Consider the following 23,451-nt stretch of genomic DNA (forward strand, 5'->3'; position numbering starts at 1 on the left):
ATGGCTATTCGTAACTACAAGCCCACGACCCCGGGTCGTCGCGGCTCCTCCGTCGCCGACTTCGCCGAGATCACGCGTTCGACCCCGGAGAAGTCGCTCCTGCGTCCGCTCCCGAAGACCGGTGGCCGCAACAGCTCCGGCCGGATCACGACGCGTCACATCGGTGGTGGCCACAAGCGCCAGTACCGGGTCATCGACTTCCGTCGGAACGACAAGGACGGCGTCGACGCCAAGGTCGCGCACATCGAGTACGACCCGAACCGCACCGCGCGCATCGCGCTGCTGCACTTCGTGGACGGCACCAAGCGCTACATCCTCGCGCCGAACCGCCTGAAGCAGGGCGACGTCGTCGAGTCGGGTGCCGGCGCCGACATCAAGCCGGGCAACAACCTGCCGCTCCGCAACATCCCCGTCGGTACGGTCGTGCACGCGATCGAGCTCCGTCCGGGTGGTGGCGCCAAGCTCGCCCGTTCCGCGGGTGCCTCGGTGCGCCTCGTGGCGAAGGACGGCCCCTACGCGCAGCTCCGCCTGCCGTCGGGCGAGGTCCGCAACGTCGACGCGCGCTGCCGCGCGACGATCGGCGAGGTCGGCAACGCCGAGCAGTCGAACATCAACTGGGGCAAGGCCGGCCGCATGCGCTGGAAGGGCGTCCGCCCGACCGTGCGTGGTGTCGCGATGAACCCGATCGACCACCCGCACGGTGGTGGTGAGGGCAAGACCTCCGGTGGTCGCCACCCGGTCAGCCCGTGGGGCCAGCCGGAGGGCCGGACGCGCAAGCCGAACAAGCCGAGCGACCAGCTCATCGTCCGTCGCCGCACCGCCGGTAAGAAGCGCAAGTAGGAGTTGTAGAAGATGCCACGCAGTCTGAAGAAGGGCCCCTTCGTCGACGAGCACCTGCTTCGCAAGGTGGTCGTCCAGAACGAGGCCAACACGAAGAACGTGATCCGCACGTGGTCGCGTCGCTCGATGATCGTTCCGAACATGCTCGGGCACACGATCGCCGTGCACGACGGCCGCAAGCACATCCCGGTGTTCGTCACCGAGTCGATGGTCGGTCACAAGCTCGGCGAGTTCGCGCCGACCCGCACCTTCCGTGGTCACGTGAAGGACGACAAGAAGGGCCGTCGCCGCTAACGCGGGGACGCTGAAGGAGGAACGAAATGGTGGAGTCGATCGCACGCGTGCGACACATCCGCGTCACGCCTCAGAAGGCCCGTCGCGTCATCGAGCTGATCCGCGGCAAGCAGGCCCACGAGGCCCTCGCCATCCTGAAGTTCGCCCCGCAGGGCGCTTCCGAGCCGGTCTACAAGCTGGTCGCCTCGGCGATCGCGAACGCCCGGGTCAAGGCGGACCAGACGAACAGCTTCCTCGACGAGCGCGACCTCTACGTGAGCCGCGTCTTCGTCGACGAGGGCACGACCTTGAAGCGGTTCCAGCCGCGTGCCCAGGGGCGAGCCTTCCGCATCAACAAGCGCACCAGCCACATCACGGTCGTCCTCGCGACGCCGGACGAGGTCGGGGCGGCCGCTACCAGCAAGAAGGCGAGCAAGTAATGGGCCAGAAGGTCAACCCGTACGGCTTCCGTCTCGGGATCACGACGGACCACGTGTCGCACTGGTTCTCGGACAGCACCAAGAAGGGCCAGCGGTACAGCGACTACGTCGCCGAGGACGTCCGCATCCGTCAGATGCTGACCAAGTCCCTCGACCGCGCCGGCGTCGCCCGCATCGAGCTCGAGCGCACCCGTGACCGCGTCCGCGTGGACATCCACACGGCCCGTCCTGGCATCGTCATCGGCCGCCGTGGCGCCGAGGCCGAGCGCATCCGCGGCGACCTCGAGAAGCTCACGGGCAAGCAGATCCAGCTGAACATCCTCGAGGTCAAGAACCCCGAGACCGAGGCGCAGCTCGTCGCCCAGGGCATCGCGGAGCAGCTCAGCGCTCGTGTTGCGTTCCGTCGCGCCATGCGCAAGGGCCTCCAGGGCGCCCAGCGCGCTGGCGCCAAGGGCGTCCGGATCCAGGTGTCGGGTCGTCTCGGCGGCGCCGAGATGAGCCGTTCGGAGTTCTACCGCGAGGGCCGCGTGCCCCTGCACACGCTCCGCGCCAACATCGACTACGGCTTCTACGAGGCCCGCACGACCTTCGGTCGGATCGGTGTGAAGGTCTGGATCTACAAGGGCGACATCACCAACAAGGAGCTCGCTCGCGAGCAGGCGAACCAGCGTTCGTCGCGCCCCGAGCGTCGTGACGGCGGCCGTGGCGGTCGTGGCGGCCGTGACGGCGCCCCCCGCGGCGACCGTCGCGAGCAGCAGGCTCCGCAGGAGGCGCCGGCCGGCGCAGGAGTTGAGGCGTAACCATGCTTATCCCCCGTCGAGTCAAGCACCGCAAGCAGCACCACCCCACGCGTCGCGGCCAGGCGACCGGCGGCACCAAGGTGTCGTTCGGTGACTTCGGTATCCAGGCCCTGACCCCCGCCTACGTGACGAACCGCCAGATCGAGTCCGCTCGTATCGCCATGACGCGTCACATCAAGCGTGGCGGCAAGGTGTGGATCAACATCTACCCGGACCGTCCGCTCACGAAGAAGCCCGCCGAGACCCGCATGGGTTCCGGTAAGGGTTCGCCCGAGTGGTGGGTCGCGAACGTCAAGCCGGGACGCGTGCTCTTCGAGCTCTCCGGCGTGAGCGAGGACATCGCCCGCGAGGCGATGACCCGTGCAATCCACAAGCTGCCCCTCAAGGCACGCATCATCAAGCGCGAGGAGGGCGACGCATAATGGCGATCGGTTCCAAGGAGCTCCGTCCGTCGGAGCTCGACACCTTCGAGGACGAGCGTCTCGCTGACGAGCTGAAGAAGGCCAAGGAAGAGCTGTTCAACCTGCGCTTCCAGTCGGCCACCGGCCAGCTCGAGAGCCACGGCCGCCTCCGTGCCGTCAAGCGCGACATCGCCCGCATCTACACGGTGCTGCGCGAGCGCGAGCTCGGCATCCGTGCCACCCCGACCCCGGTCGAGGCGAGCACCACCACGACCAAGAAGTCGTCCCGCAAGAAGGCCGACGCGGCCGAGGCCACGACGACCGACACCGCTGCATCGACCAGCACCGAGGAGAAGTGATGGCCACCGAGAAGCAGGCCACCGAGGTCGACGCCGCGACCACCGCGCGCGGCTACCGCAAGACGCGTCGTGGCTACGTCACGAGCGACAAGATGGACAAGACGATCGTCGTCGAGGTCGAGGACCGCGTGAAGCACCCCCTCTACGGCAAGGTCATCCGTCGCACCTCCAAGGTGAAGGCCCACGACGAGCAGGGCACCGCCGGCATCGGCGACCTGGTCCTCATCAGCGAGACCCGTCCCCTCAGCGCCACCAAGCGCTGGCGCCTGGTCGAGATCCTCGAGAAGGCCAAGTAAGCCCCCGGGCCTACTTGCGGAATAGGAGACAGCAGTGATTCAGCAGGAATCCCGCCTGAAGGTCGCCGACAACACCGGAGCCAAGGAGATCCTGGCCATCCGCGTGCTCGGTGGCTCGGGTCGTCGCTATGCCGGCCTCGGTGACGTGATCGTCGCGACCGTGAAGGACGCGATCCCGGGCGGCAACGTCAAGAAGGGTGACGTCGTCAAGGCCGTCATCGTTCGCACCAAGAAGGAGACCCGTCGTCAGGACGGCTCCTACATCAAGTTCGACGAGAACGCCGCGGTGATCCTCAAGGCGGACGGCGACCCCCGGGGCACCCGCATCTTCGGGCCGGTCGGTCGCGAGCTCCGCGACAAGAAGTTCATGAAGATCATCTCGCTGGCACCGGAGGTCATCTAGTCATGGCGAACATCAAGAAGGGCGACCTGGTCCAGGTGATCTCGGGCCCGTCGCAGGCGCGCGGCGGCGACCGCGGCAAGCAGGGCAAGGTCATCGAGGTGCTCCCCGACGAGCAGCGTGTCGTCGTCGAGGGCGTGAACTTCGTCAAGAAGCACGTCCGCGTCGGTCAGACCCAGCGCGGCTCGAAGACCGGTGGCATCGAGACCCACGAGGCCCCGATCCACGTGTCCAACGTGGCCGTGGTCGACCCGAAGACCAAGAAGCCGACCCGTGTCGGTCACCGCACCGAGACGGTCGAGAAGGACGGCGTCAGCAAGACCGTCCGCGTCCGTTACGCCAAGAAGTCGGGGGAGGACCTCTGATGAGCGACACCACTACGGCGCCGGCTGAGGCCGCGTCTAGCGAGAAGGTCCAGCCGCGGCTGAAGCAGAAGTACAAGAACGAGATCGCCGCGGCGCTCACCGAGCAGTTCGGCTACACGAACGTCCACCAGGTCCCCGGCCTGGTCAAGGTCGTCGTGAACACCGGTGTCGGCGAGGCCGCTCGTGACTCGAAGGTCATCGACGGTGCGGTGCGCGACCTCACGGCCATCACCGGCCAGAAGCCGCAGGTCACGAAGGCCCGCAAGTCCATCGCGCAGTTCAAGCTGCGCGAGGGCCAGCCCATCGGCGCGCACGTCACCCTCCGCGGTGACCGCGCGTGGGAGTTCCTCGACCGCCTGCTGTCGCTGGCACTGCCCCGCATCCGCGACTTCCGCGGTCTGAGCGACCGCCAGTTCGACGGCAACGGCAACTACACCTTCGGTCTCACGGAGCAGAGCGTGTTCCACGAGATCGACCAGGACCGCATCGACCGCGTCCGTGGCTTCGACATCACCGTCGTCACCACGGCCAAGACGGACGACGAAGGCCGCGCGCTGCTCCGCCAGCTCGGCTTCCCGTTCCGTTCCACCGAGCAGACGGTCTAAGATCGTTCGGACGGCCGGGCCGGAGGGGCGCCCCCTCCGGCCCGCCGCACGAGCACCGAGACGTCGGGGAATCGCCCTGACGTCGCCCGATCACACAGGTCGGCATCCGTGGAACGGGTGTCGAAACCGGGTGAGAACAGGATGAACCAACCATGACGATGACCGATCCGGTCGCAGACATGCTGACGAGATTGCGCAACGCGAACTCGGCGCACCACGACGCCGTCTCGCTGCCCAGCTCGAAGCTGAAGACCCACATCGCCGAGATCCTCAAGCGCGAGGGCTACATCAGCGAGTGGCGTGTGGAGGATGCCCGCGTGGGGCAGACCCTCACCATCGACCTCAAGTACGGCCCCGAGCGCGAGCGCTCCATCGCCGGCATCAAGCGCGTCTCCAAGCCCGGTCTCCGGGTCTACGCCAAGTCGACGGAGATCCCCCAGGTCCTCGGTGGCCTCGGCGTGGCGATCCTGTCGACCTCCTCCGGTCTCCTCACGGACCGCGAGGCCGAGCAGAAGGGCGTGGGTGGGGAAGTCCTCGCCTACGTGTGGTGATCGACCATGTCTCGTATCGGACGTCTTCCCATCGACATCCCCGCCGGCGTCACCGTGACGGTCGACGGCGCGAACGTCGCCGTCAAAGGGCCGAAGGGTGAGCTCGCGCTCACCGTCGCCAGCCCCATCGCGGTCGCGATCGAGGACAACCAGATCCTCGTCACCCGCCCGGACGACGAGCGCACCTCGCGTTCGCTGCACGGCCTGACCCGGACGCTGATCGCCAACCAGATCACCGGCGTGACCCAGGGCTACTCCAAGGGCCTCGAGGTCGTCGGGACCGGCTACCGCGTCCAGGCACGCGGCACGAGCGTCGAGTTCGCACTCGGCTACTCGCACCCCATCACGGTCGAGCCGCCCGCGGGCATCAGCTTCACCGTCGAGGGCAACAACCGACTCACCGTGAACGGCATCGACAAGCAGGCCGTCGGTGAGGTCGCCGCAAACATCCGCAAGCTTCGCAAGCCCGAGCCGTACAAGGGCAAGGGCGTTCGCTACGCCGGCGAGGTCGTCCGCCGCAAGGCCGGAAAGTCAGGTAAGTGATCATGGCTCTCGGAACTCGAGGAGCGAGCAAGTCGGCCGCCAAGGCGCGCCGTCACAGCCGCCTCCGCAAGAAGATCACCGGCACCGAGACGCGTCCGCGTCTGGTCGTCACCCGCTCGTCGCGTCACGTGTTCGTGCAGGTCATCGACGACACCAAGGGCCACACCGTCGCCAGCGCGTCGACCATGGAGGCGGACCTCCGCAGCCTGGACGGCGACAAGACCGCGAAGTCGCGTCGCGTCGGCGAGCTCGTCGCCGAGCGCGCGAAGGCCGCGGGTGTCGAGGCGGTCGTGTTCGACCGCGGTGGCAGCAAGTACGCCGGTCGCGTCGCCGCGATCGCCGAAGGCGCCCGTGAAGGAGGGCTGAACCTGTGAGCGACACCGCGAGCAGCACCAATCAGGAAGCACCGGTCGAGAAGCCGGTCGAGACCGCAGCCGGCTCCGCGTCGGCGAACCGCGAGAACACGGGCCCCGAGCGCGGACGCCGTGGTGGGGGTCGTGACCGCCAGCAGGGTGGTCGCGGCGACCGCAACAACCGCGCCGCCGAGAGCCAGTTCCTCGAGCGCGTCGTGACGATCAACCGTGTGTCGAAGGTCGTCAAGGGTGGTCGTCGCTTCAGCTTCACCGCGCTCGTCGTGGTGGGTGACGGCAACGGACTCGTCGGCGTCGGCTACGGCAAGGCCCGCGAGGTCCCGACCGCGATCTCCAAGGGCGTCGAGGAGGCGAAGAAGAACTTCTTCCGCGTCCCGCGCGTCGGCAACACGATCCCGCACCCCGTGCAGGGTGAGGCCGCCGCTGGCGTCGTGCTCCTCCGCCCGGCCGCTGCCGGTACCGGCGTCATCGCCGGTGGTCCGGTGCGCGCCGTCCTGGAGTGCGCCGGCATCCACGACGTCCTGAGCAAGTCGCTCGGGTCGTCCAACACCATCAACATCGTGCACGCGACCGTCACGGCGCTGCAGCAGCTCGAGGAGCCCCGTGCGGTCGCCAGCCGCCGTGGCCTCGACGTCGACCGGGTCGTCCCGGGTCGTCTGCTGCGTGCCGAGGCCGCGGCCCGCACGGCTGCGACCGAGAAGGCAGGTGCCTGATGGCCGGCAAGATCAAGGTCACCCAGATCAAGTCCGTTATCAGCGAGAAGCAGTACCAGCGCGAGACCCTGCGCAGCCTGGGCCTCAAGCGCATCGGCCAGTCGGTCGAGCGTGAGGACAACGCCCAGAACCGCGGGTACGTCGCGACGGTCGCGCACCTCGTGAAGGTCGAGGAGATCAACGCATGAGCGACGAAACCCCCAAGGCCGGACAGGCCGGCAACACCGAGGGCCGCGTGCAGGTCCTCAAGGTCCACCACCTCCGTCCCGCTGCTGGCTCGAAGAAGGACCGGACCCGCGTCGGACGCGGTGAGGGCTCGAAGGGCAAGACGGCCGGACGTGGCACCAAGGGCACGAAGGCCCGCTACTCGGTCAAGGCCGGGTTCGAGGGTGGGCAGATGCCGCTGCACATGCGCACCCCGAAGCTCCGCGGGTTCAAGAACCCGTTCCGCGTGGAGTACCAGGTCGTGAACCTCGACAAGCTCGGCGAGCTCTACCCGCAGGGCGGTGACGTCACCGTGAGTGACCTCGTCGCCAAGGGTGCGGTCCGCAAGAACGAGAAGGTCAAGGTCCTCGGCCAGGGCGACATCAGCGTGGCGCTCAACATCACGGTCGACAAGGTCTCCGGCTCCGCCGAGGAGAAGATCGTGGCGGCGGGCGGCACCGTCTCCAAGTAGTACCTGACCGGCGGTCCGAGCACAGCTCGGGCCGCCGGTTCGGCATCGCTTGACGCGATCCGAGATGCTCGGGTCGCACTGAACGAAGTACGGAGAACTCGTGTTCAGAGCGGTCGCGCGGATCTTGCGCACCCCCGACCTTCGCAAGAAGATCGGCTTCACCCTCGCGATCATCGCGCTGTTCCGCCTGGGGTCCTACATCCCCGCGCCGTTCGTCGACTACGCCAGCGTGCAGTCGTGCCTCGCGAGCGCTTCATCCCAGGGGAGCCTGTACGGGCTCGTGAACCTGTTCTCCGGCGGCGCGCTGCTGAAGCTCTCGGTCTTCGCGCTCGGCATCATGCCGTACATCACGTCGTCGATCATCGTGCAGCTGCTGCGCGTCGTGATCCCGCACTTCGACGCCCTCTACAAGGAGGGCCAGGCGGGTCAGGCCAAGCTGACGCAGTACACGCGGTACCTCACGATCGCGCTCGGCGTCTTGCAGTCGACGACGCTCATCACGGTCGCGCGTTCGGGTGCCCTCTTCGGCAGCTCGGCGTCGACCTCCTGCACGTCGATCATCTCGAACGACAGCTGGTACGCGATCCTCCTCATGGTGGTCACGCTGACGGCTGGCACCGGACTCATCATGTGGATGGGCGAGCTCGTCACCGAGCGCGGCGTCGGCAACGGCATGTCGCTCCTCATCTTCACGTCCATCGCGGCCCAGTTCCCGACCGCGCTCTGGGCGATCGAGCAGTCGCAGTCCTTCGAGCTCTTCCTCTTCGTGATCCTCGTCGGACTCGTGATCATGATGGCGGTCGTGTTCGTCGAGCAGTCGCAGCGCCGGATCCCGGTGCAGTACGCCAAGCGCATGGTCGGGCGTCGCACCTACGGCGGCAACAACACGTACATCCCGATCAAGGTGAACATGGCCGGTGTCGTGCCCGTCATCTTCGCGTCGTCGCTGCTCTACCTGCCGGCGCTCGTCGCACAGTTCAACCAGAAGTCCGACGGGACCGAGCCCGCGGCATGGGTCACCTGGATCCAGAACAACCTGACCTCGGGCGACAACGCCTTCTACATGGTCCTCTACTTCCTCCTCATCGTCGGGTTCACGTACTTCTACGTCGCGATCACGTTCAACCCGGAAGAGGTCGCCGACAACATGAAGAAGTACGGCGGGTTCATCCCGGGCATCCGTGCCGGACGTCCGACGGCGGAGTACCTCGACTACGTGCTCACACGGGTCACGCTCCCCGGCGCTCTCTACCTCGGCATCATCGCGCTCATCCCGCTCGCCGCACTCGCCTGGTTCGGCGCCAACCAGAACTTCCCGTTCGGTGGTGCCAGCCTGCTGATCATCGTCGGTGTGGGCCTCGAGACCGTGAAGCAGATCGACTCGCAGCTGCAGCAGCGCCACTACGAGGGACTCCTCCGATGAGCGCGCGGCTGATCATCGTGGGCCCGCCTGGTGCGGGCAAGGGCACCCAGGCAGGGCGGATCGCCGAGGCCTTCGGGATCCCGGCGATCTCGACGGGCGACATCTTCCGGCAGAACGTCCGTGACGAGACGCCGCTGGGCATCAGGGTCAAGGCGATCCTGGACGCCGGCGACTACGTGCCCGACAGCCTCACGAACGAGCTCATCGCCGATCGGCTCCGTCAGCCGGACGCCGAGCCGGGGTTCCTGCTCGATGGTTATCCCCGGACGACGGCGCAGGTGGAGTTCCTCGACGGGTTCCTCGCCGAGCAGGGGCAGGCCCTGGACGCGGTGGTGCAGCTCGTCGCCGACCGGGACGCCTTGGTCGACCGGCTCCGCAGGCGTGCGCTCGAGCAGGGTCGCAGCGACGACACCGAGGACGCCATCCGGCACCGGCAGGACGTCTACCTCGAGCAGACGGAGCCCATCGTGGCCGTGTACGCACAGCGGGGGCTCGTCATCGACGTCGACGGTCTCGGCGGTGTCGACGAGGTCGGTGACCGCATCGCCGACGCGCTCGCGACCCGCGGCCTCGGCCGCGCCGTCGCCTGACCGTGGCGCGGTTCCGCCGCCCGTCGCTCTACAAGTCGTCGGAGGAACTCCGGGCGATGGTCCGGCCGGGGCTCCTGACCGCCCAGGCACTGGACGCCGTCCGGTCGGCGCTGCGCGTCGGCATCACCACCGGTGAGCTCGACGCGATCGCGGAGCGTGTCATCCTCGAGGGCGGTGGCGTCCCGAACTTCCAGCTGGTCCCCGGTTACCAGCACACCCTGTGCGTCTCCGTCAATGACGAGATCGTGCACGGCATCCCCGGCGAACGGGTGATCGAAGCCGGCGACATCGTGTCCATCGACGCGGGCGCCGAGGTTGACGGCTGGAACGGCGACAGCGCCGTGACGGTCGTCGTGCCCGGGGGAGACCCGGAGCGGGCCGCGGCACGGACGATGCTCGCGGACGTCACCGAGCGGTCGATGTGGCGGGGGATCGCGGCTCTCGCGACGGCACGGAACCTCAACGAGATCGGCGCGAGCATCGAGGACGCGATCGACGAGACCGGCGCCTGGGGCATCGTGGAGGACTTCACGGGTCACGGCATCGGTCGTTCGATGCACGAGGATCCGCCGGTGTTCAACTACCGGGTGCGGGGCGGGGGTCCCGCGGTCCGTCCGGGGCTCGCGGTGGCCATCGAGCCGATGGTGACCGCCGGCACGATCGACAGCAGCACCGATGCGGACGGTTGGACCGTCCGCACGCTCGACGGCTCGGACGCCGCGCACTGGGAGCACAGCGTGGCGGTGCACGAAAACGGCATCTGGGTGCTCACCGCAGCGGACGGCGGCGCCGCCGCCCTGGCACCGCTCGGGGTGCAGCCGCAGCCCATCGCGTGATCCAGCGCAGCGCGTGAACCAGCGGAGCGCGTGAACCAGCCGCAGTGCGGGAACCAGCGGCGCGGGTGAACCAGCCGCAGTGCGGGAACCAGCGGCGCGGGTGAACCAGCCGCAGTGCGGGAACCAGCGGCGCGGGTGAACCAGCCGCAGTGCGGGAACCAGTGGGCGACGCGACGTCACAGGCCACTCGACGCCCCGGTTCGTCTCATCCGAGGCGGGAGCACATCACGCCTCCCGAGCCGGGCGGGCGGGCTGCGCCGCGCCTCCCGATCGTTCGCAAGTCAGCGGCGGACCGGCGGGCCGCCCGCCCGGCCTGCGACCGCTGTCAGTTGCCGACCGAGCAGGTCTGCTCGGCGGCCGACTGTCCGGTGATCGTCGAGGGCAGCGGCGTCGCAGTCGCGCTCGGCGTGCTCGATGCCGAACTGCCCGCCGAGGACCCGGAGGAGGGTGCACTCGACGTCCCGCTGCTCGACGTCCCGCTGCTCGACGACCCGGAGCTGCCGGTGCCGGAGGAAGACGCGCTGCCGGTCCCGCCCTCGGCCTCGGAGGCACGGCCGGTGCTCGAGTCGGTGAGGCTCGTCTTCGTGTCGTTCTGCAGCGCGACGTTGAGCGTGTGTGCGTCGCTCTGGGAGACGATCACGCGGTTCGCGTCGTAGGGATCGTCGGTCACCGGGTACTGGACGAACAGCATGTCCGCCGTGCTCATGCTCTTGAGGGTCGTGGCGAGTGACACGAGCGTCTGGGCCGAGGCGAGACCATCGGACAACGTCATGTTCGAGATCGCGGCGCGCGCGAGCTTGTACAGGGTCAGGGGGTTCGACAGCGTGCCGTTCGAGGTCACCTTGCGGAGCAGGGCGGACAGGAACACCTGCTGGGAGCTGATGCGCGCGAGGTCGCTGCCGTCGCCGACGCCGTGGCGAGTCCGGAGGAACTGGAGGGCCTGTGTGCCCTGGAGCGTGTGCGTCCCGGCCGACAGATGGAGGCCCGTGTAGCCGTCGTTGATCGAGTTCGCGACGCAGACCGAGACACCGCCGACCGCGTTCGACATCTCGATGACGCCGTCGAAGGTGATGAGACCGGCGTACGGGATGGAGACGCCGGTCAGGTTCTCGACGGTGTCCACGACGCACGAGACACCGCCGTTGCCGAGCGCCGTGTTGATCTGCGCGGCGGAGGACGCGGGGTAGGACGTCCCCGTGTCCGGGTTCGTGCAGGCGGGGAGGGGCACGACGAGATCGCGGGGGAAGCTCACGGCGGTGAGCTGCGTGTGGTCGGCGGAGATGTGGATGAGGATCGTGACGTCGTTCCGCGCACCCTCGGTGTCGAGCGACTCCGCCTTCTGACCCACGCGGGTGTCGCTGCCGATGAGCAGGATGTTCGCCCCGCCCTTCATCGCCGTGATGGAGGTCTTGTTGGCACTCGCCTGGTCGTCGTCGCTGAGCTTGACCGTCGAGACGGATCCCGTGAGCGTCACCGCGGCGAAGGCCGTGACGGCGACGCTGCTGACGAGGGCGACGCTGAGCACGGACGCGATGACGGTGAGCAGCGTCCGCCAGGAGTTCGGACGACGGAGCCGTCCGTGCCGGGCGATGCCGGGGCGACCGCGACGGCGGCGCAGCGGGGCGTCGGACACGAGGTGGACTCCGTTCGGTGGGCGCATCAGCGCGGGGCATGGGCGGCATCGCGGGTGGCGGAGCATCGCCGGGCGGAGGTGCGCGGCGGCACTCCCGTGGAGAACCGTACGATGGTGCTCCTGTCGCACTCCTGGAAATCGCCGGAGAACCCCTGAAGAGGGGTCGCTGACGGCGCGATCGCGGGTCGCGAACAGGACGCGCCGAGACCGGGCCGGACTTGGCAATCGTCCCGCTACCACATAAGATCGATCTTTGGTGTGTCATGCCGTTCGGCGTGGCGCAGGTGACTGCTCCGGCGGTCACCGGTCCGGTCCGCACATCCTGCCAGACCGGACGCCGAACCCGCAGACCGGTTCGGATCACTCCCAGCGACAGCAACCCAAGCGACAGTGAGGCTATGGCCAAGAAAGACGGCGTCATCGAGATCGAGGGCTCGGTGCTCGAGGCTCTGCCCAACGCGATGTTCCGCGTTGAGCTGACCAACGGACACAAGGTCCTCGCGCACATCTCGGGGAAGATGCGTCAGCACTACATCCGCATCCTCCCGGAGGACCGCGTGATCGTGGAGCTCAGCCCGTACGACCTCACTCGCGGCCGGATCGTCTACCGCTACAAGTGATCCTCGCCGGAAAGGAACGGCCCGACGGCCCCGTCGGGTACGAAGCCAGCGAGATCGAGGAATCGACATGAAGGTCAACCCCAGCGTCAAGCCCATCTGTGAGCACTGCAAGGTGATCCGCCGGAAGGGCCGCGTCATGGTGATCTGCAAGAGCAACCCGCGCCACAAGCAGCGCCAGGGCTAGTCCCTCCGCCGCGGCCGGGTGCCGTGCGGGGTCGCCAGGCCCCGCACCGGCTCGACAGCGAACAGCTGAGCAGCACGCACAACTGAACATCGACAACGCAGTGCCAGAACCGATCGGCGACGAACCGACCGGGGACACCTCGGGGCGGAGGCCCGAGCACCGGTACTGCGCCACACCTCCACCGAAAACAGGAGCAGCCAGACATGGCACGTCTAGCAGGCGTCGACATCCCGCGCGAGAAGCGTGTGGAGATCGCACTCACGTACATCTACGGCGTCGGCCGTACCCGTTCCCTCCAGGCGCTCGCCGAGACCGGTATCTCGGGCGACATCCGCGTCAAGGACCTCACCGACGACCAGCTCGTCGCCCTCCGCGACTTCATCGAGGGCAACTTCAAGGTCGAGGGTGACCTCCGCCGTGAGGTGGCCGCCGACATCCGCCGCAAGGTCGAGATCGGCAGCTACGAGGGCCTCCGCCACCGTCGTGGTCTCCCGGTGCGTGGACAGCGCACCAAGACCAACGCGCGGACCCGCAAGGGCCCGAAGCGCACCGTGGCAGGCAAGAAGAAGGCCCGATAGGAGATCACCATGGCTACCCCCAAGACTGCTGCCCGCAAGCCGCGGCGCAAGGAGAAGAAGAACATCGCCGTGGGCCAGGCCCACATCAAGTCGACGTTCAACAACACGATCGTCAGCATCACCGACCCGTCGGGCGCCGTCCTGAGCTGGGCCTCGTCCGGTGCTGTCGGCTTCAAGGGCTCGCGCAAGTCCACGCCGTTCGCGGCGCAGCTCGCCGCCGAGTCGGCCGCCCGGCAGGCGCAGGAGCACGGCGTCAAGAAGGTCGACGTCTTCGTCAAGGGTCCGGGCTCGGGCCGCGAGACCGCGATCCGCTCGCTCCAAGCCGCCGGCCTCGAGGTGGGCTCGATCAACGACGTCACCCCGCAGGCGCACAACGGATGCCGCCCGCCGAAGCGTCGTCGCGTCTGAGCTAGGAGCTCTCGGCCGCGACCGGACGCCCGCTCATCGAGCGGGGTCGACCGGTCGCGGCCATTCCTGGTCGTTCGATCGCGCACGTCGGTGCGCGTGATCACAACTCAACAGACCCGGCGAGGCCTCGGGCCCCGTCGTACCGCCAAGTGTCATATAGCGGACACTTCGCCGAAAGGAATCCACAGTGCTCATTGCACAGCGCCCCACCCTGACCGAGGAGCCGATCTCCGAGTTCCGCTCGCGGTTCATCATCGAGCCGCTCGAGCCGGGCTTCGGCTACACCCTCGGCAACTCGCTGCGCCGCACGCTCCTGTCCTCGATCCCCGGTGCCGCCGTCACCAGCATCCGCATCGACGGTGTGCTGCACGAGTTCAGCACCGTGCCGGGTGTCAAGGAGGACGTCACCGAGATCATCCTCAACATCAAGAACCTGGTCGTCTCGAGCGAGCACGACGAGCCCATCACGGCGTACCTCCGCAGGCAGGGCGCGGGCCAGGTCACGGCGGCGGACATCTCGGCTCCGGCCGGTGTCGAGATCCACAACTCGGACCTCGTCATCGCCACGCTGAACGACACCGCCCGGTTCGAGCTGGAGCTCACGATCGAGCGCGGTCGTGGGTACGTCTCGGCGACCCAGAACCGCTCCGAGTTCAGCGAGGCCGGTCAGATCCCGATCGACTCGATCTACTCGCCGGTCCTCAAGGTCACCTACCGGGTCGAGGCGACCCGTGCCGGTGAGCGCACGGACTTCGACCGTCTGGTCGTCGACGTCGAGTCGAAGCCGGCGATCACGCCTCGCGACGCCATCGCCTCCGCCGGCCGCACGCTGGTCGAGCTGTTCGGGCTCGCCCGCGAGCTCAACACGGCGGCCGAGGGCATCGAGATCGGCCCCGCGCCGGTCGACGCGGTGCTCTCGAACGAGCTGCAGACCCCGATCGAGGACCTCGACCTGTCGGTCCGCAGCTACAACTGCCTCAAGCGCGAGGGCATCAACACGGTCAGCGAGCTCGTCGCCCTCTCGGAGACGCAGCTCATGAACATCCGCAACTTCGGTCAGAAGTCGGTGGACGAGGTCAAGGACAAGCTCACCGAGCTCGGCCTGTCCCTCAAGGACACCGTTCCCGGATTCGACGGCGCCCACTTCTACAGCGGGTACGACGAGGACGAGTCCAACTGATCCCGTGCCGCTCCTGACGGAGCGCAGCACACCCACCTTCCCACCACTGGAGAACTGACATGCCCAAGCCCACCAAGGGCCCCCGCCTCGGAGGCGGTCCCGCGCACGAGCGCCTGCTCCTGAGCAACCTCGCGAACGCGCTGTTCACGCACGGCCGCATCACCACGACTGAGACGAAGGCCAAGCGCCTCCGTCCCGTCGCGGAGCGTCTCGTGACGTTCGCGAAGCGTGGCGACCTGCACGCCCGCCGCAAGGTGATCAGCATCATCCGGGACAAGTCCGTCGTGCACACGCTCTTCACGGAGATCGCGCCGCAGATGGCCGACCGCCAGGGCGGTTACACCCGGATCACCAAGCTCGGCTTCCGCAAGGGCGACAACGCGCCCCTCGCGTCGATCGAGCTCGTGCTCGAGCCCGTCTCGGGCACGCCCGCTCCGGTGAACCGTCGCTCGAACCGTGCGTCCGGTTCGGCCGCAGCTGGGGCCGTGTCGACGACCGCCGCCGAGGAGGCCGCCACCGAGGAGACCACCGACGACGCCGCCGTCGCCGCGGAGACGACCGAGGCGACCGCGACCGAGGCGACCGCGACCGACGTGACCGCGACCGACGCTGCTGAGGCCGAGAGCACGGACGCCGTCGCGGAGTCCGAGCCCGTCGCCGCCGAGGAGACGACCGACGCGGCCGCCGAGGTCGAGGCGGACGCCGCCAGCAAGGCCGACGAGACCGAGTAGGTCCTCGCCAGCACACCACACGGAGGGCCTCCGCAGCGATCGCTGCGGAGGCCCTCCGTCGTCGGTGGGGCCCCCGGTCCCTAGACTCGACGCGTGACCGGTCAGCCACGCGTCGCCGTCCTCGGCCCGGTGCTCGTCGAGTCCCCGGCAGGGGACCTCGATCCGCTGCCCGGCGCGCTCGCCCGGACGTTCATCGCGGTCCTCGTGCTCGCCCGGGGCAACACCGCCACGACCGAGACGCTCATCGACGAGCTCTGGGGCGACACCCCGCCGAAGGGGGCGCGTGCCGCGCTGCAGACCCTGGTGTCGCGGGTACGGCGGTCGACCGTCGAGGGCGTCGTCGCGTCGACGGGCACCGGCTACCGGTTGGCCCTGGACCCGTCGGCGCTCGACCTGGGACGGGCCGAGCAGGTCGCCGAGCGGATCTCCGACGAACTCCGGACCGATCCAGCCGGCGCGGCCCGCCGGGCATCGGCCGTGCTGGCCACGTGGCGCGGTGAGCCGGGTGCGGACCTCGAGGGACCGGTCGCCGAGGAGCTCGCGGACCGGGCGGCGACCGTGCAGCGGACCCTGCGGCGCGCCCTGGCCCAGGCGCTCTCGGCGTGCGACGACCCCGACGGCGCGGCGCGGCTGTGGGAGCAGGAGGTCGTGGCCCACCCGTTCGACGAGGCTGCGGTCGCGGGGCACATGCGGGCACTCGTCGCGGCCGGACGGGGCGCCGAGGCCCTCACGGTGTTCGCAGGACACCGCGATCGCCTGGCCGAGGAGCTCGGCGCGGACCCGTCGGCGGACCTGGTGCGGCTCAACATCGAGATCCTCCGAGCGACGTCGACGTCGGCCCGCACGGTGCGGCGCCTCGGTCTGCGCCGATCCCCGACCACGCTCATCGGCCGGGACGCCGAGGTGGAGGCCGTCGAGCGGCTCGTCGAGGAGGAGCGGTTGGTCACGGTCCTCGGTGCCGGAGGCCTCGGCAAGACCCGGCTCGCGCAGGAGGTCGCGGGGCGCACCGCGCCCGACGTCGCCGTCGTCGTCCTCGAGCTCGCCTCGCTCACGGACGGCGCGGACATCGTCCCCGCGCTCGGCGCGGTGCTCGGGATCGCGGAACTCCGCGCCGGACGGTCGCTCCGGGACGTCGTGCTCGCGGACCTCCGGTCACGGGTCCTCCGGGCTCTCGGGGAAGCGCCGACCTTGCTCGTGCTCGACAACTGCGAACACGTCGTCGGGGAGGTCGCCGCACTCGTCGTCGACCTGCTCGGCGAGGTCCCGAGCCTCCGCGTGCTCACGACGTCACGTGCCCCGCTCGCGGTCCCGGGCGAGGTGGTCGCACCACTCCCGCCCCTGCCGGTCGAGGCCGACGGCGCCGCCGTCCGGCTGTTCACCGAGCGTGCCCGGGCCGCCCGGCCCGGCGCCGTGTTGCCGGTCGATGCGGTCCGTCGGATCTGCGCCCGGCTCGACGGCTCGCCGCTCGCGATCGAGCTGGCGGCGGCACGCGTCCGCGGCATGAGTGTCGACGAGATCGAGCGACGGCTCGACGACCGATTCGCCCTGCTCCGCGGAGGCGATCGGACCGCGCCCGAACGGCATCGGACGCTGCTCGCCGTGATCGAGTGGAGCTGGCGGCTCCTCGACGACGGCGCCCAGGACCTGTTGACCCGCTTGGCGCTGTTCCCGGACGGCGTCGCGGTGGAGGCGGTCGAGGCCGTCGTGCGCCCGGACCGGGTCGACACGGCGCTCGACGACCTCGCGGAGCTCGTCGAGCAGTCGCTCGTCCAGTTGACGGAGCGCGAGGGCGAGCCCGCACGCTACCGGTTGCTCGAGACGGTCCGGGAGTTCGGTGCCGCGCGGCTCACCGAGCGGGGTACGACCGAGGACGTGCGCACGGTGATGATCCGGTGGGGCGCGGCCCACGCCCTCGATCGGAACGTGCTCCTCGCCGGTCCCGGGCAGCGTCGCGTGTTCCGCGAGGTCGAACGCGAGGTCGACAACCTCGTCGCGCTCCTGCGGTGGTCGCTCGGCCGGGGTGACCGCAGGGCGATCGCGCCCATCGCCGCAGCGCTCGGGACGTACTGGTCACTCCGGGGCGTGCACGGGGAGGTCGTGGCGATCGCGCCCGACGTCGTCGCGGCGCTGGCGGGCGGCGCGCCCGACCCCGACCTGCTCCTGCCCACCGTCGTGGCCCTCACCGTCATGGGGGCGTCGTCGGCGTTCACCGACCTCCGGACGGCCGCCGTCGCCGTGTCCGCCTTGCGCCGACTGCGTCGGCAGCACGGTCCGACCGGAGTCCGCCTGGCGGATGCGCAGGCGGAGCTCTTCACCGCGATCGGACGCACCGACCTCGCGATGGCGACCCTCGCCCGCCTCCGCGACGACGACGACCCCGAGGTCGCGTGCTTCGCCCTGACGATCAGTGCGCCCCTGGCCGAGAACGCGGGCGACGTGGCGGACGCGCTCCGCTACGCCCGCCGGGCGGAGGCGCTCGCGAGCGCCCACGGCGACCTCTGGACGGCGGGAACGGCCGACGTGTCCCGCGTGCAGCTCCTCACTCAGACCGGGCACCCCGAGGAGGCACTGGTCGCCGCGGATCGCGCACGGGAGCGACTGCAGTGGTTCGGCGCGGATGACGACCTCGCCGAGATCAGCTGGTCGATGGGCCTGGCTGCCGCCGCTGCCGGTCAGCCGGACCGGGCGCGCGCCGTCGCGGTCGACCTCGACCTGCCCCGACCGGGCGCCCGACTCGACGACGACGGACTCCAGTTCCGGACGCTCGCGTTCGCCGTCCGGGCGGAGGCCGCCCGCGCCGAGGGCGACGTGCAGACCGCGCTGGAGGAGTACGACCGCGGCTTCGCGTACGTCCGTGACCACATGAAGCAGGCACCGCAGTGGACGCTCATGGTCGCCGCGGCGCGCATCGCTATCGATCTGGAGGCCCGCGAGCGGGACGGGGGTGCACCGCGCCTCCCGGACGACGGCAGGGCGACGGAGGCGGCCCGGGTGGCCAAGGTCGGCGCGCTCGTCGCGATCCGCATCGGCGCGTGGTGGCTCGACCTGCCGGTGATCGGCGACGCGCTCATCGCGGTTGCCCTGTGGGGGGCCACCACGCAGCGCGTCGAACCGGGTCTCGTCGCGGCGATCTGGGGGACCGCCGTGCGCGTGGGAGCGCGGCAGGACCTCGCCGTGCTCCGGTACGAGCGCGTCCGGGGCGTGCTCGCGCGGTGGACGGGACGGGCCGCCCTCGCGGACGCCGAGACGGCCTCGGCCGGTCTGGACCGGGCCGAGGCCGTCGCGCGGGCCCGAGCGCTGCTCGAGCAGGTCCGCGTCCCGCGGCGGGCGGAGGCTCAGGCCTTCCGCATGTAGGCGCGGACGGTCAAGGGGGCGAAGACCGCGACGACGACGGCGGCACCGACGAGCGAGAGCACGAGGTCGCTGCCCACCTGCCCGTGGTTGACGAGGTCGCGCACGGCGGTGATGAGGTGCGAGATCGGGTTCACCTCGCTGAACCACCGGAGCCAGGACGGCAGCGTGTCGGCGGGGACGAACGCGTTGGACAGGAACGTCAGCGGGAACAGGACCATGTTCGAGATGCCCGAGACGCTCGACGCGGTGCGCGCGACGACGCCGAAGAACGCGAACACCCAGCTGATCGCCCAGGCGACCACGACGACGAGGAGTCCCGCGGCGACGACCGACCCCAAACCGCCCTCGGGGCGCAGGCCCATGCAGAACCCGACGACGAACGTGATGGTCGTCGCGATCGCGTAGCGGACCGTGTCGGCGAGCAGCGCTCCGGCGAGCGGGGCGATGCGGGCGATGGGCAGCGACTTGAACCGGTCGAACACGCCCTTGTCCATGTCCTCGCGGAGCTGGACGCCCGTGACGATCGACGAGGTGATGTTCGTCTGGACGAGGATGCCCGGGATGATGATCGGGAGGTAGGCCGTCACGCCGCCGGCGATGGCCCCGCCGAAGATGTACGTGAACATCACGGTGAAGATGATCGGCATGAGCGTGACGTCGAAGAGCTGCTCCGGCGTCCGACGCACCTTGATGAGCCCGCGGTACGCCATGGTGAGCGACTGTCGGACCGTGGCCCCGAGTCCGGAACCGCCGACGCCGGGGCGCGGGGTGACGGTGCGGCGTGTGCTGGTGATGGCGGTCATGCGAGGGTCCCTTCGAGGACGCGGTCGGTGTCGTCGGTCGGGTCGTCCTGCGCGACGCTCCGCCCGGTGATGGTGAGGAAGACCTCGTCGAGCGTCGGCTTCTGCACGCTCATCTCGGCGAGGGAGACGCCCGAGTCGCGGAGCGCGACGAGCAGGTCCGCGACGCGGTCCGGGTCGGCCATCGGTGCGGTGATGCGGGCGCCCTCGGGTGAGACGGCGGCGCCGGCCCCGAGGATCCGCTCGACGATCGCCTGCGCCGCACCGAGCCGGGCGGCGTCCGCGAGCCGGAGCTGCAGGGAGGCGGTGCCCACCGATGCCTTGAGGTCGTCCGCCGTGCCCTCGGCGACGACGCGTCCACGGTCGATGACGGCGATGCGGTCGGCGAGCTGGTCGGCCTCGTCGAGGTACTGCGTGGTGAGGAGCACGGTCGATCCGGTCGCGACGAGCTCGCGGATCGTGTCCCACATCTGCGCACGCGTCCGGGGGTCCAGCCCGGTGGTCGGCTCGTCGAGGAAGATGAGTGGCGGTTGCGCGATGAGGCTCGCGGCGAGGTCGAGCCGCCGTCGCATCCCACCGGAGAACGCCTTGAGCGGGCGCTTCGCGGCCTCGGTCAGTCCGAAGCGCTCGAGGAGGTCCGAGGCCTTCGCCCGCGACTCGGCCCGACCGAGGCCGAGCAGTCGGGAGAAGATGACGAGGTTCTCGGTCGCGCTGAGCGTCTCGTCGACGGACGCGTACTGCCCGGTCACGCCGATGAGCCGTCGGACCGCCTGGGCCTCGTGCCGCACGTCGTGTCCGAAGATGCGTGCCTCGCCCGCGTCGGGCTTGAGCAGCGTGGCGAGCATGCTGATGGTGGTGGTCTTGCCCGCGCCGTTCGGCCCGAGCACGCCGTACACGGTGCCCGCCTCGACCCGCAGGTCGACGCCATCCACCGCACGGTTCTGCCCGAACGTCTTGACGAGGCCGGTCGCCTCGACGGCGAGCGTCGCCTGGTCGTTCATGGGGTGTCCTTTCGTTCGACGGTGCCCATGCTCCGGGCGGGCGCTGACGTGGCACTGACGTGGTGCTGACGCCGGTACCCTCGTTCCGTGACAGACGAGGCCGGCACCGTGCGTCTCCGGCTCGACATCGCCTACGACGGCAGCGGTTTCGCCGGATGGGCTCGGCAGCCGACCCTCCGGACGGTGCAGGGCGAACTCGAGTCCGCGCTCGAGACCGTGTTCCGGCGCTCCGGTCCGGCGCCCCGCCTCACGGTGGCGGGCCGGACGGACGCGGGCGTGCACGCGACGGGGCAGGTCGCCCACTGTGACCTCACCCCCGAACAGTGGGAGAGCCTCGCTCGACCGCACCGCGGTGCGGCCGGCCGACCCCAGCGGCTGCCGACGGACGCCCTCCTGCACCGCCTGAACGGCATCGCGGGGCTCGACAGTGACGTCGTGGTGACGGCCGTCGCGGTCGCGCCGCCGGGGTTCGACGCCCGGTTCTCCCCGGTCTGGCGACGGTACGCGTACCGCGTCGCGGACCTCGGGGCACCGCGGGACCCGCTCCGCCGCGGCCACACGCTGTGGTACCCCACGCGCCTCGACGAGGGCGCGATGGAGACGGGCGCCCTGACGCTGCTGGGCCTGCACGACTTCGCCACGTTCTGCAAGCCGCGGGAAGGCGCCACCACCATCCGAACGCTCCAGGAGTTCCGATGGCACCGTGAGCCGGACGGCGTGCTCGTGGCGTCCCTCCAGGCCGACGCGTTCTGCCACAGCATGGTGCGGGCGATGGTGGGTGCGTCGCTCGCGGTCGGCGAGGGGCGGCTCGCGCCGCACCGGCTGGCGGAGCTGCGCGAGGAGGCGGTGCGCACGAGCGCGTTCACGGTCGCCCCGGCGAAGGGGCTCGTCCTCACCGAGGTCGGCTACCCGCCCGACGACGAGCTCGCGGCCCGCGCGGAGCAGACCCGGGCCCGCCGCGACCAGGACGGGCACCGGTCGGAGGCCGACCAGGCTCGACAGGTGGGCATCAGCACCGCCGCGCCCACCGCCGCCCCGGAAGGCCCCGCAGGGTCGGGTGCGGTCGCGGAGCGACGCGCGTGAGCCGGCGCAGGCCCCGGGCCGTCGTCGCGGTCGCACCGGGCGTGGTGTTCGTCGAGGGACCCGTGTCGAACTGGGTCGTGCTCGCCGAGGAGGACGGGGTCGCCCTCGTCGACGCCGGGTACCCCGCCGACGCCGGACTCGTGCTCGACACCATCCGGTACGCGGGACACGACCCGGCCGACCTGCGCCGGGTGTACGTCACGCACGGGCACGTCGACCACATCGGTGGCCTCCCCGCGATCCTGGAGGCCCACCCCGGCGTGACCGTGCTGGCCCACGCCGACGAGGTCGCGGCCGTGCGCGGGCCCGAGCGAGACCAGGCGACGCTCGGCGACATCGGTGGCCGGATCGCGGCGCCGCGGGTGCTCGGCTGGGCCGCCCGTGCCGTCCGCTCGGGCGGCCTCGACCCCGTGGCCGTGCCCCCGGTCCGCGCGTTCACGCCTCGCGACTTCGACGAGCGGGCCATCGCACCCCTGCCGGCCCCCGGGCACACGCTCGGGTCGACGGCGTACCTGTTGCCCGCCGCGGACGCGCTCGTCACCGGCGACGCGGTCGTCACGCACCATGACGTGCAGCCCCGGTCGTGGTCGCCGCGGCCGCGGATGATCCCGGCCCTGTTCACCGCCGACACGGCCACCGCTGTGGAGTCGGCCGCGGCGCTGCCCCTGCCGGGGATCGTGCTGCCGGGCCACGGGCCCGCCGTGCACCGGGTCGGTGACCGCTGGGTCCCGATCGGGCACTGAGTCCGTCGAGGTTTGACGGTACCGCGACGCTCCGGTAGTGTCGTCGATTGGTCTGCGCCTCGTGCGTCGGACCCGAAGTTGAGCCCTCCACCGGAGCGTTCGCCGGGCGTCGCCCCGCGGAACACCCCACCGGAGTGGGATTCACGGACACCTCACCTCGACACGAAAGCAGCACACCTGTGACTCGCACGTTCTCACCGAAGCCCGCGGACGTCCAGCCGAAGTGGCTCGTCATCGACGCCACCGACGTCGTCCTCGGTCGTCTCGCCTCGCACGCCGCGGCGCTCCTGCGCGGCAAGCACAAGGCCACCTTCGCTCCGCACATGGACATGGGTGACTTCGTCATCATCGTCAACGCCGAGAAGGTCGCCCTGACCGGCTCGAAGCTGGCGCAGAAGACGTACTACCGGCACTCCGGCTACCCGGGCGGCATCACCGCCACGACCTACCCGGAGATGCTCGAGAAGCACCCGACCCGCGCCGTCGAGAAGGCGATCCGCGGCATGCTCCCGAAGAACAGCCTCGGCCGCGCCCAGCTCAAGAAGCTCAAGGTCTACGCCGGTCCCGAGCACCCGCACGTCGCCCAGCAGCCGACGCCGTACACCCTCGACCAGGTCGCGCAGTAACGACGGCCACGCAGCAGAAGACACAGGA

The 23,451-nt window shown here is 70.0% G+C and carries 32 protein-coding genes; 29 read left to right on the forward strand and 3 right to left on the reverse strand.

What is annotated here, in order from left to right; translation table 11 throughout:
* From rplB to map, 19 genes are all read left to right on the forward strand, one after another.
* Complete coding sequence (rplB, locus tag DEI93_RS01335) at positions 1 to 840, forward strand: 50S ribosomal protein L2 (RefSeq protein WP_111009847.1); 840 nt, start codon at positions 1 to 3, stop codon at positions 838 to 840.
* A 12-nt stretch (positions 841 to 852) separates the two neighbouring features.
* Positions 853 to 1,134: a 30S ribosomal protein S19 gene (rpsS, locus tag DEI93_RS01340; RefSeq protein ID WP_111009845.1), complete on the forward strand. Its 282-nt coding sequence runs from the start codon at positions 853 to 855 to the stop codon at positions 1,132 to 1,134.
* Between the two features lie 26 nt (positions 1,135 to 1,160).
* Positions 1,161 to 1,553, forward strand: a complete 393-nt coding sequence (gene rplV / locus DEI93_RS01345) for a 50S ribosomal protein L22 (protein ID WP_111120077.1) — start codon at positions 1,161 to 1,163, stop codon at positions 1,551 to 1,553.
* The gene (gene rpsC / locus DEI93_RS01350; protein WP_111009841.1) at positions 1,553 to 2,353 is read left to right on the forward strand and encodes a 30S ribosomal protein S3; all 801 of its coding nucleotides are present in this window, start codon (positions 1,553 to 1,555) and stop codon (positions 2,351 to 2,353) included. The genes rplV and rpsC overlap by 1 nt, the downstream gene beginning before the upstream one ends.
* A gap of 2 nt (positions 2,354 to 2,355) precedes the next feature.
* Complete coding sequence (gene rplP, locus DEI93_RS01355) at positions 2,356 to 2,775, forward strand: 50S ribosomal protein L16 (RefSeq protein WP_111009840.1); 420 nt, start codon at positions 2,356 to 2,358, stop codon at positions 2,773 to 2,775.
* Complete coding sequence (rpmC, locus tag DEI93_RS01360; RefSeq protein ID WP_111009839.1) at positions 2,775 to 3,113, forward strand: 50S ribosomal protein L29; 339 nt, start codon at positions 2,775 to 2,777, stop codon at positions 3,111 to 3,113. Before rplP ends, rpmC begins: the two co-directional genes overlap by 1 nt.
* A complete protein-coding gene (gene rpsQ / locus DEI93_RS01365) occupies positions 3,113 to 3,409 on the forward strand; it encodes a 30S ribosomal protein S17 (protein ID WP_111012128.1) in 297 nt (98 codons plus the stop codon). Before rpmC ends, rpsQ begins: the two co-directional genes overlap by 1 nt.
* A 34-nt stretch (positions 3,410 to 3,443) precedes the next feature.
* On the forward strand, positions 3,444 to 3,812 hold the full coding sequence (gene rplN / locus DEI93_RS01370; protein ID WP_066517778.1) for a 50S ribosomal protein L14: 369 nt from the start codon (positions 3,444 to 3,446) through the stop codon (positions 3,810 to 3,812).
* Positions 3,813 to 3,814: 2 nt separating this feature from the next.
* Positions 3,815 to 4,174, forward strand: coding sequence for a 50S ribosomal protein L24 (gene rplX / locus DEI93_RS01375; RefSeq protein ID WP_111120078.1), 360 nt, complete (start codon positions 3,815 to 3,817; stop codon positions 4,172 to 4,174).
* The gene (rplE, locus tag DEI93_RS01380; protein WP_111009836.1) at positions 4,174 to 4,779 is read left to right on the forward strand and encodes a 50S ribosomal protein L5; all 606 of its coding nucleotides are present in this window, start codon (positions 4,174 to 4,176) and stop codon (positions 4,777 to 4,779) included. Before rplX ends, rplE begins: the two co-directional genes overlap by 1 nt.
* 152 nt (positions 4,780 to 4,931) lie before the next feature.
* Positions 4,932 to 5,330 (forward strand): 30S ribosomal protein S8, encoded by a 399-nt coding sequence (rpsH, locus tag DEI93_RS01385; RefSeq protein WP_111009835.1) that lies wholly within the window; start codon positions 4,932 to 4,934, stop codon positions 5,328 to 5,330.
* A gap of 6 nt (positions 5,331 to 5,336) precedes the next feature.
* Positions 5,337 to 5,873 (forward strand): 50S ribosomal protein L6, encoded by a 537-nt coding sequence (gene rplF / locus DEI93_RS01390; protein WP_111009834.1) that lies wholly within the window; start codon positions 5,337 to 5,339, stop codon positions 5,871 to 5,873.
* 2 nt (positions 5,874 to 5,875) lie between these two features.
* Complete coding sequence (gene rplR / locus DEI93_RS01395; RefSeq protein WP_111009833.1) at positions 5,876 to 6,247, forward strand: 50S ribosomal protein L18; 372 nt, start codon at positions 5,876 to 5,878, stop codon at positions 6,245 to 6,247.
* Positions 6,244 to 6,957, forward strand: coding sequence for a 30S ribosomal protein S5 (gene rpsE, locus DEI93_RS01400; protein WP_111009832.1), 714 nt, complete (start codon positions 6,244 to 6,246; stop codon positions 6,955 to 6,957). Before rplR ends, rpsE begins: the two co-directional genes overlap by 4 nt.
* A complete protein-coding gene (rpmD, locus tag DEI93_RS01405) occupies positions 6,957 to 7,145 on the forward strand; it encodes a 50S ribosomal protein L30 (protein ID WP_111009831.1) in 189 nt (62 codons plus the stop codon). The genes rpsE and rpmD overlap by 1 nt, the downstream gene beginning before the upstream one ends.
* Positions 7,142 to 7,633, forward strand: coding sequence for a 50S ribosomal protein L15 (gene rplO, locus DEI93_RS01410; RefSeq protein ID WP_111009830.1), 492 nt, complete (start codon positions 7,142 to 7,144; stop codon positions 7,631 to 7,633). The genes rpmD and rplO overlap by 4 nt, the downstream gene beginning before the upstream one ends.
* A 100-nt stretch (positions 7,634 to 7,733) precedes the next feature.
* Positions 7,734 to 9,056: a preprotein translocase subunit SecY gene (gene secY / locus DEI93_RS01415; protein ID WP_111009829.1), complete on the forward strand. Its 1,323-nt coding sequence runs from the start codon at positions 7,734 to 7,736 to the stop codon at positions 9,054 to 9,056.
* A complete protein-coding gene (locus tag DEI93_RS01420) occupies positions 9,053 to 9,646 on the forward strand; it encodes an adenylate kinase (protein ID WP_181435195.1) in 594 nt (197 codons plus the stop codon). Before secY ends, DEI93_RS01420 begins: the two co-directional genes overlap by 4 nt.
* Positions 9,647 to 9,648: 2 nt before the next feature.
* Positions 9,649 to 10,482: a type I methionyl aminopeptidase gene (gene map / locus DEI93_RS01425; protein ID WP_111009828.1), complete on the forward strand. Its 834-nt coding sequence runs from the start codon at positions 9,649 to 9,651 to the stop codon at positions 10,480 to 10,482.
* Between the two features lie 325 nt (positions 10,483 to 10,807).
* On the opposite strand, the gene DEI93_RS01430 is transcribed toward map, so the two are convergent.
* Positions 10,808 to 12,115, reverse strand: a complete 1,308-nt coding sequence (locus tag DEI93_RS01430; protein ID WP_258372273.1) for an LCP family protein — start codon at positions 12,113 to 12,115, stop codon at positions 10,808 to 10,810.
* 398 nt (positions 12,116 to 12,513) lie between these two features.
* Here DEI93_RS01430 and infA point away from each other — a divergent pair, with 398 nt between their 5' ends.
* From infA to DEI93_RS01465, 7 genes are all read left to right on the forward strand, one after another.
* Positions 12,514 to 12,735 carry a translation initiation factor IF-1 gene (gene infA, locus DEI93_RS01435; protein WP_017885509.1) on the forward strand — a complete coding sequence of 74 codons (222 nt, stop codon included), beginning with the start codon at positions 12,514 to 12,516 and terminating at the stop codon, positions 12,733 to 12,735.
* Positions 12,736 to 12,802: 67 nt separating this feature from the next.
* Entirely contained in the window at positions 12,803 to 12,919 is a 117-nt protein-coding gene (gene rpmJ, locus DEI93_RS01440) for a 50S ribosomal protein L36 (protein ID WP_066517823.1), read from the forward strand.
* Between the two features lie 203 nt (positions 12,920 to 13,122).
* Positions 13,123 to 13,497 carry a 30S ribosomal protein S13 gene (gene rpsM, locus DEI93_RS01445; protein ID WP_111009826.1) on the forward strand — a complete coding sequence of 125 codons (375 nt, stop codon included), beginning with the start codon at positions 13,123 to 13,125 and terminating at the stop codon, positions 13,495 to 13,497.
* A 9-nt stretch (positions 13,498 to 13,506) separates the two neighbouring features.
* On the forward strand, positions 13,507 to 13,905 hold the full coding sequence (gene rpsK, locus DEI93_RS01450; RefSeq protein ID WP_055950867.1) for a 30S ribosomal protein S11: 399 nt from the start codon (positions 13,507 to 13,509) through the stop codon (positions 13,903 to 13,905).
* Positions 13,906 to 14,092: 187 nt separating this feature from the next.
* Positions 14,093 to 15,085: a DNA-directed RNA polymerase subunit alpha gene (locus DEI93_RS01455; RefSeq protein ID WP_111120080.1), complete on the forward strand. Its 993-nt coding sequence runs from the start codon at positions 14,093 to 14,095 to the stop codon at positions 15,083 to 15,085.
* 59 nt (positions 15,086 to 15,144) lie between these two features.
* A complete protein-coding gene (rplQ, locus tag DEI93_RS01460) occupies positions 15,145 to 15,816 on the forward strand; it encodes a 50S ribosomal protein L17 (protein ID WP_111009824.1) in 672 nt (223 codons plus the stop codon).
* 93 nt (positions 15,817 to 15,909) lie between these two features.
* Positions 15,910 to 19,170, forward strand: coding sequence for an AfsR/SARP family transcriptional regulator (locus DEI93_RS01465; RefSeq protein WP_111120081.1), 3,261 nt, complete (start codon positions 15,910 to 15,912; stop codon positions 19,168 to 19,170).
* Here DEI93_RS01465 and DEI93_RS01470 read toward each other — a convergent pair.
* Both DEI93_RS01470 and DEI93_RS01475 read right to left on the reverse strand, forming a co-directional pair.
* Positions 19,152 to 19,973: an ABC transporter permease gene (locus DEI93_RS01470; protein WP_111009822.1), complete on the reverse strand. Its 822-nt coding sequence runs from the start codon at positions 19,971 to 19,973 to the stop codon at positions 19,152 to 19,154. The genes DEI93_RS01465 and DEI93_RS01470 overlap by 19 nt on opposite strands.
* A complete protein-coding gene (locus DEI93_RS01475; protein WP_111009821.1) occupies positions 19,970 to 20,971 on the reverse strand; it encodes an ATP-binding cassette domain-containing protein in 1,002 nt (333 codons plus the stop codon). The genes DEI93_RS01470 and DEI93_RS01475 overlap by 4 nt, the downstream gene beginning before the upstream one ends.
* An 87-nt stretch (positions 20,972 to 21,058) precedes the next feature.
* On the opposite strand from DEI93_RS01475, the gene truA reads away from it, so the two are divergent.
* The 3 genes from truA (at position 21,059) to rplM (ending at position 23,423) form a co-directional block, all read left to right on the forward strand.
* Positions 21,059 to 22,054: a tRNA pseudouridine(38-40) synthase TruA gene (gene truA / locus DEI93_RS01480; protein ID WP_258372274.1), complete on the forward strand. Its 996-nt coding sequence runs from the start codon at positions 21,059 to 21,061 to the stop codon at positions 22,052 to 22,054.
* Entirely contained in the window at positions 22,051 to 22,797 is a 747-nt protein-coding gene (locus DEI93_RS01485; RefSeq protein ID WP_111120082.1) for an MBL fold metallo-hydrolase, read from the forward strand. Before truA ends, DEI93_RS01485 begins: the two co-directional genes overlap by 4 nt.
* A 179-nt stretch (positions 22,798 to 22,976) precedes the next feature.
* Positions 22,977 to 23,423 carry a 50S ribosomal protein L13 gene (gene rplM / locus DEI93_RS01490; protein WP_111009818.1) on the forward strand — a complete coding sequence of 149 codons (447 nt, stop codon included), beginning with the start codon at positions 22,977 to 22,979 and terminating at the stop codon, positions 23,421 to 23,423.
* Positions 23,424 to 23,451 lie beyond the last annotated feature (28 nt).

The sequence above is a fragment of the Curtobacterium sp. MCBD17_035 genome (genome assembly GCF_003234815.2).
Taxonomy (GTDB): Bacteria; Actinomycetota; Actinomycetes; order Actinomycetales; family Microbacteriaceae; genus Curtobacterium.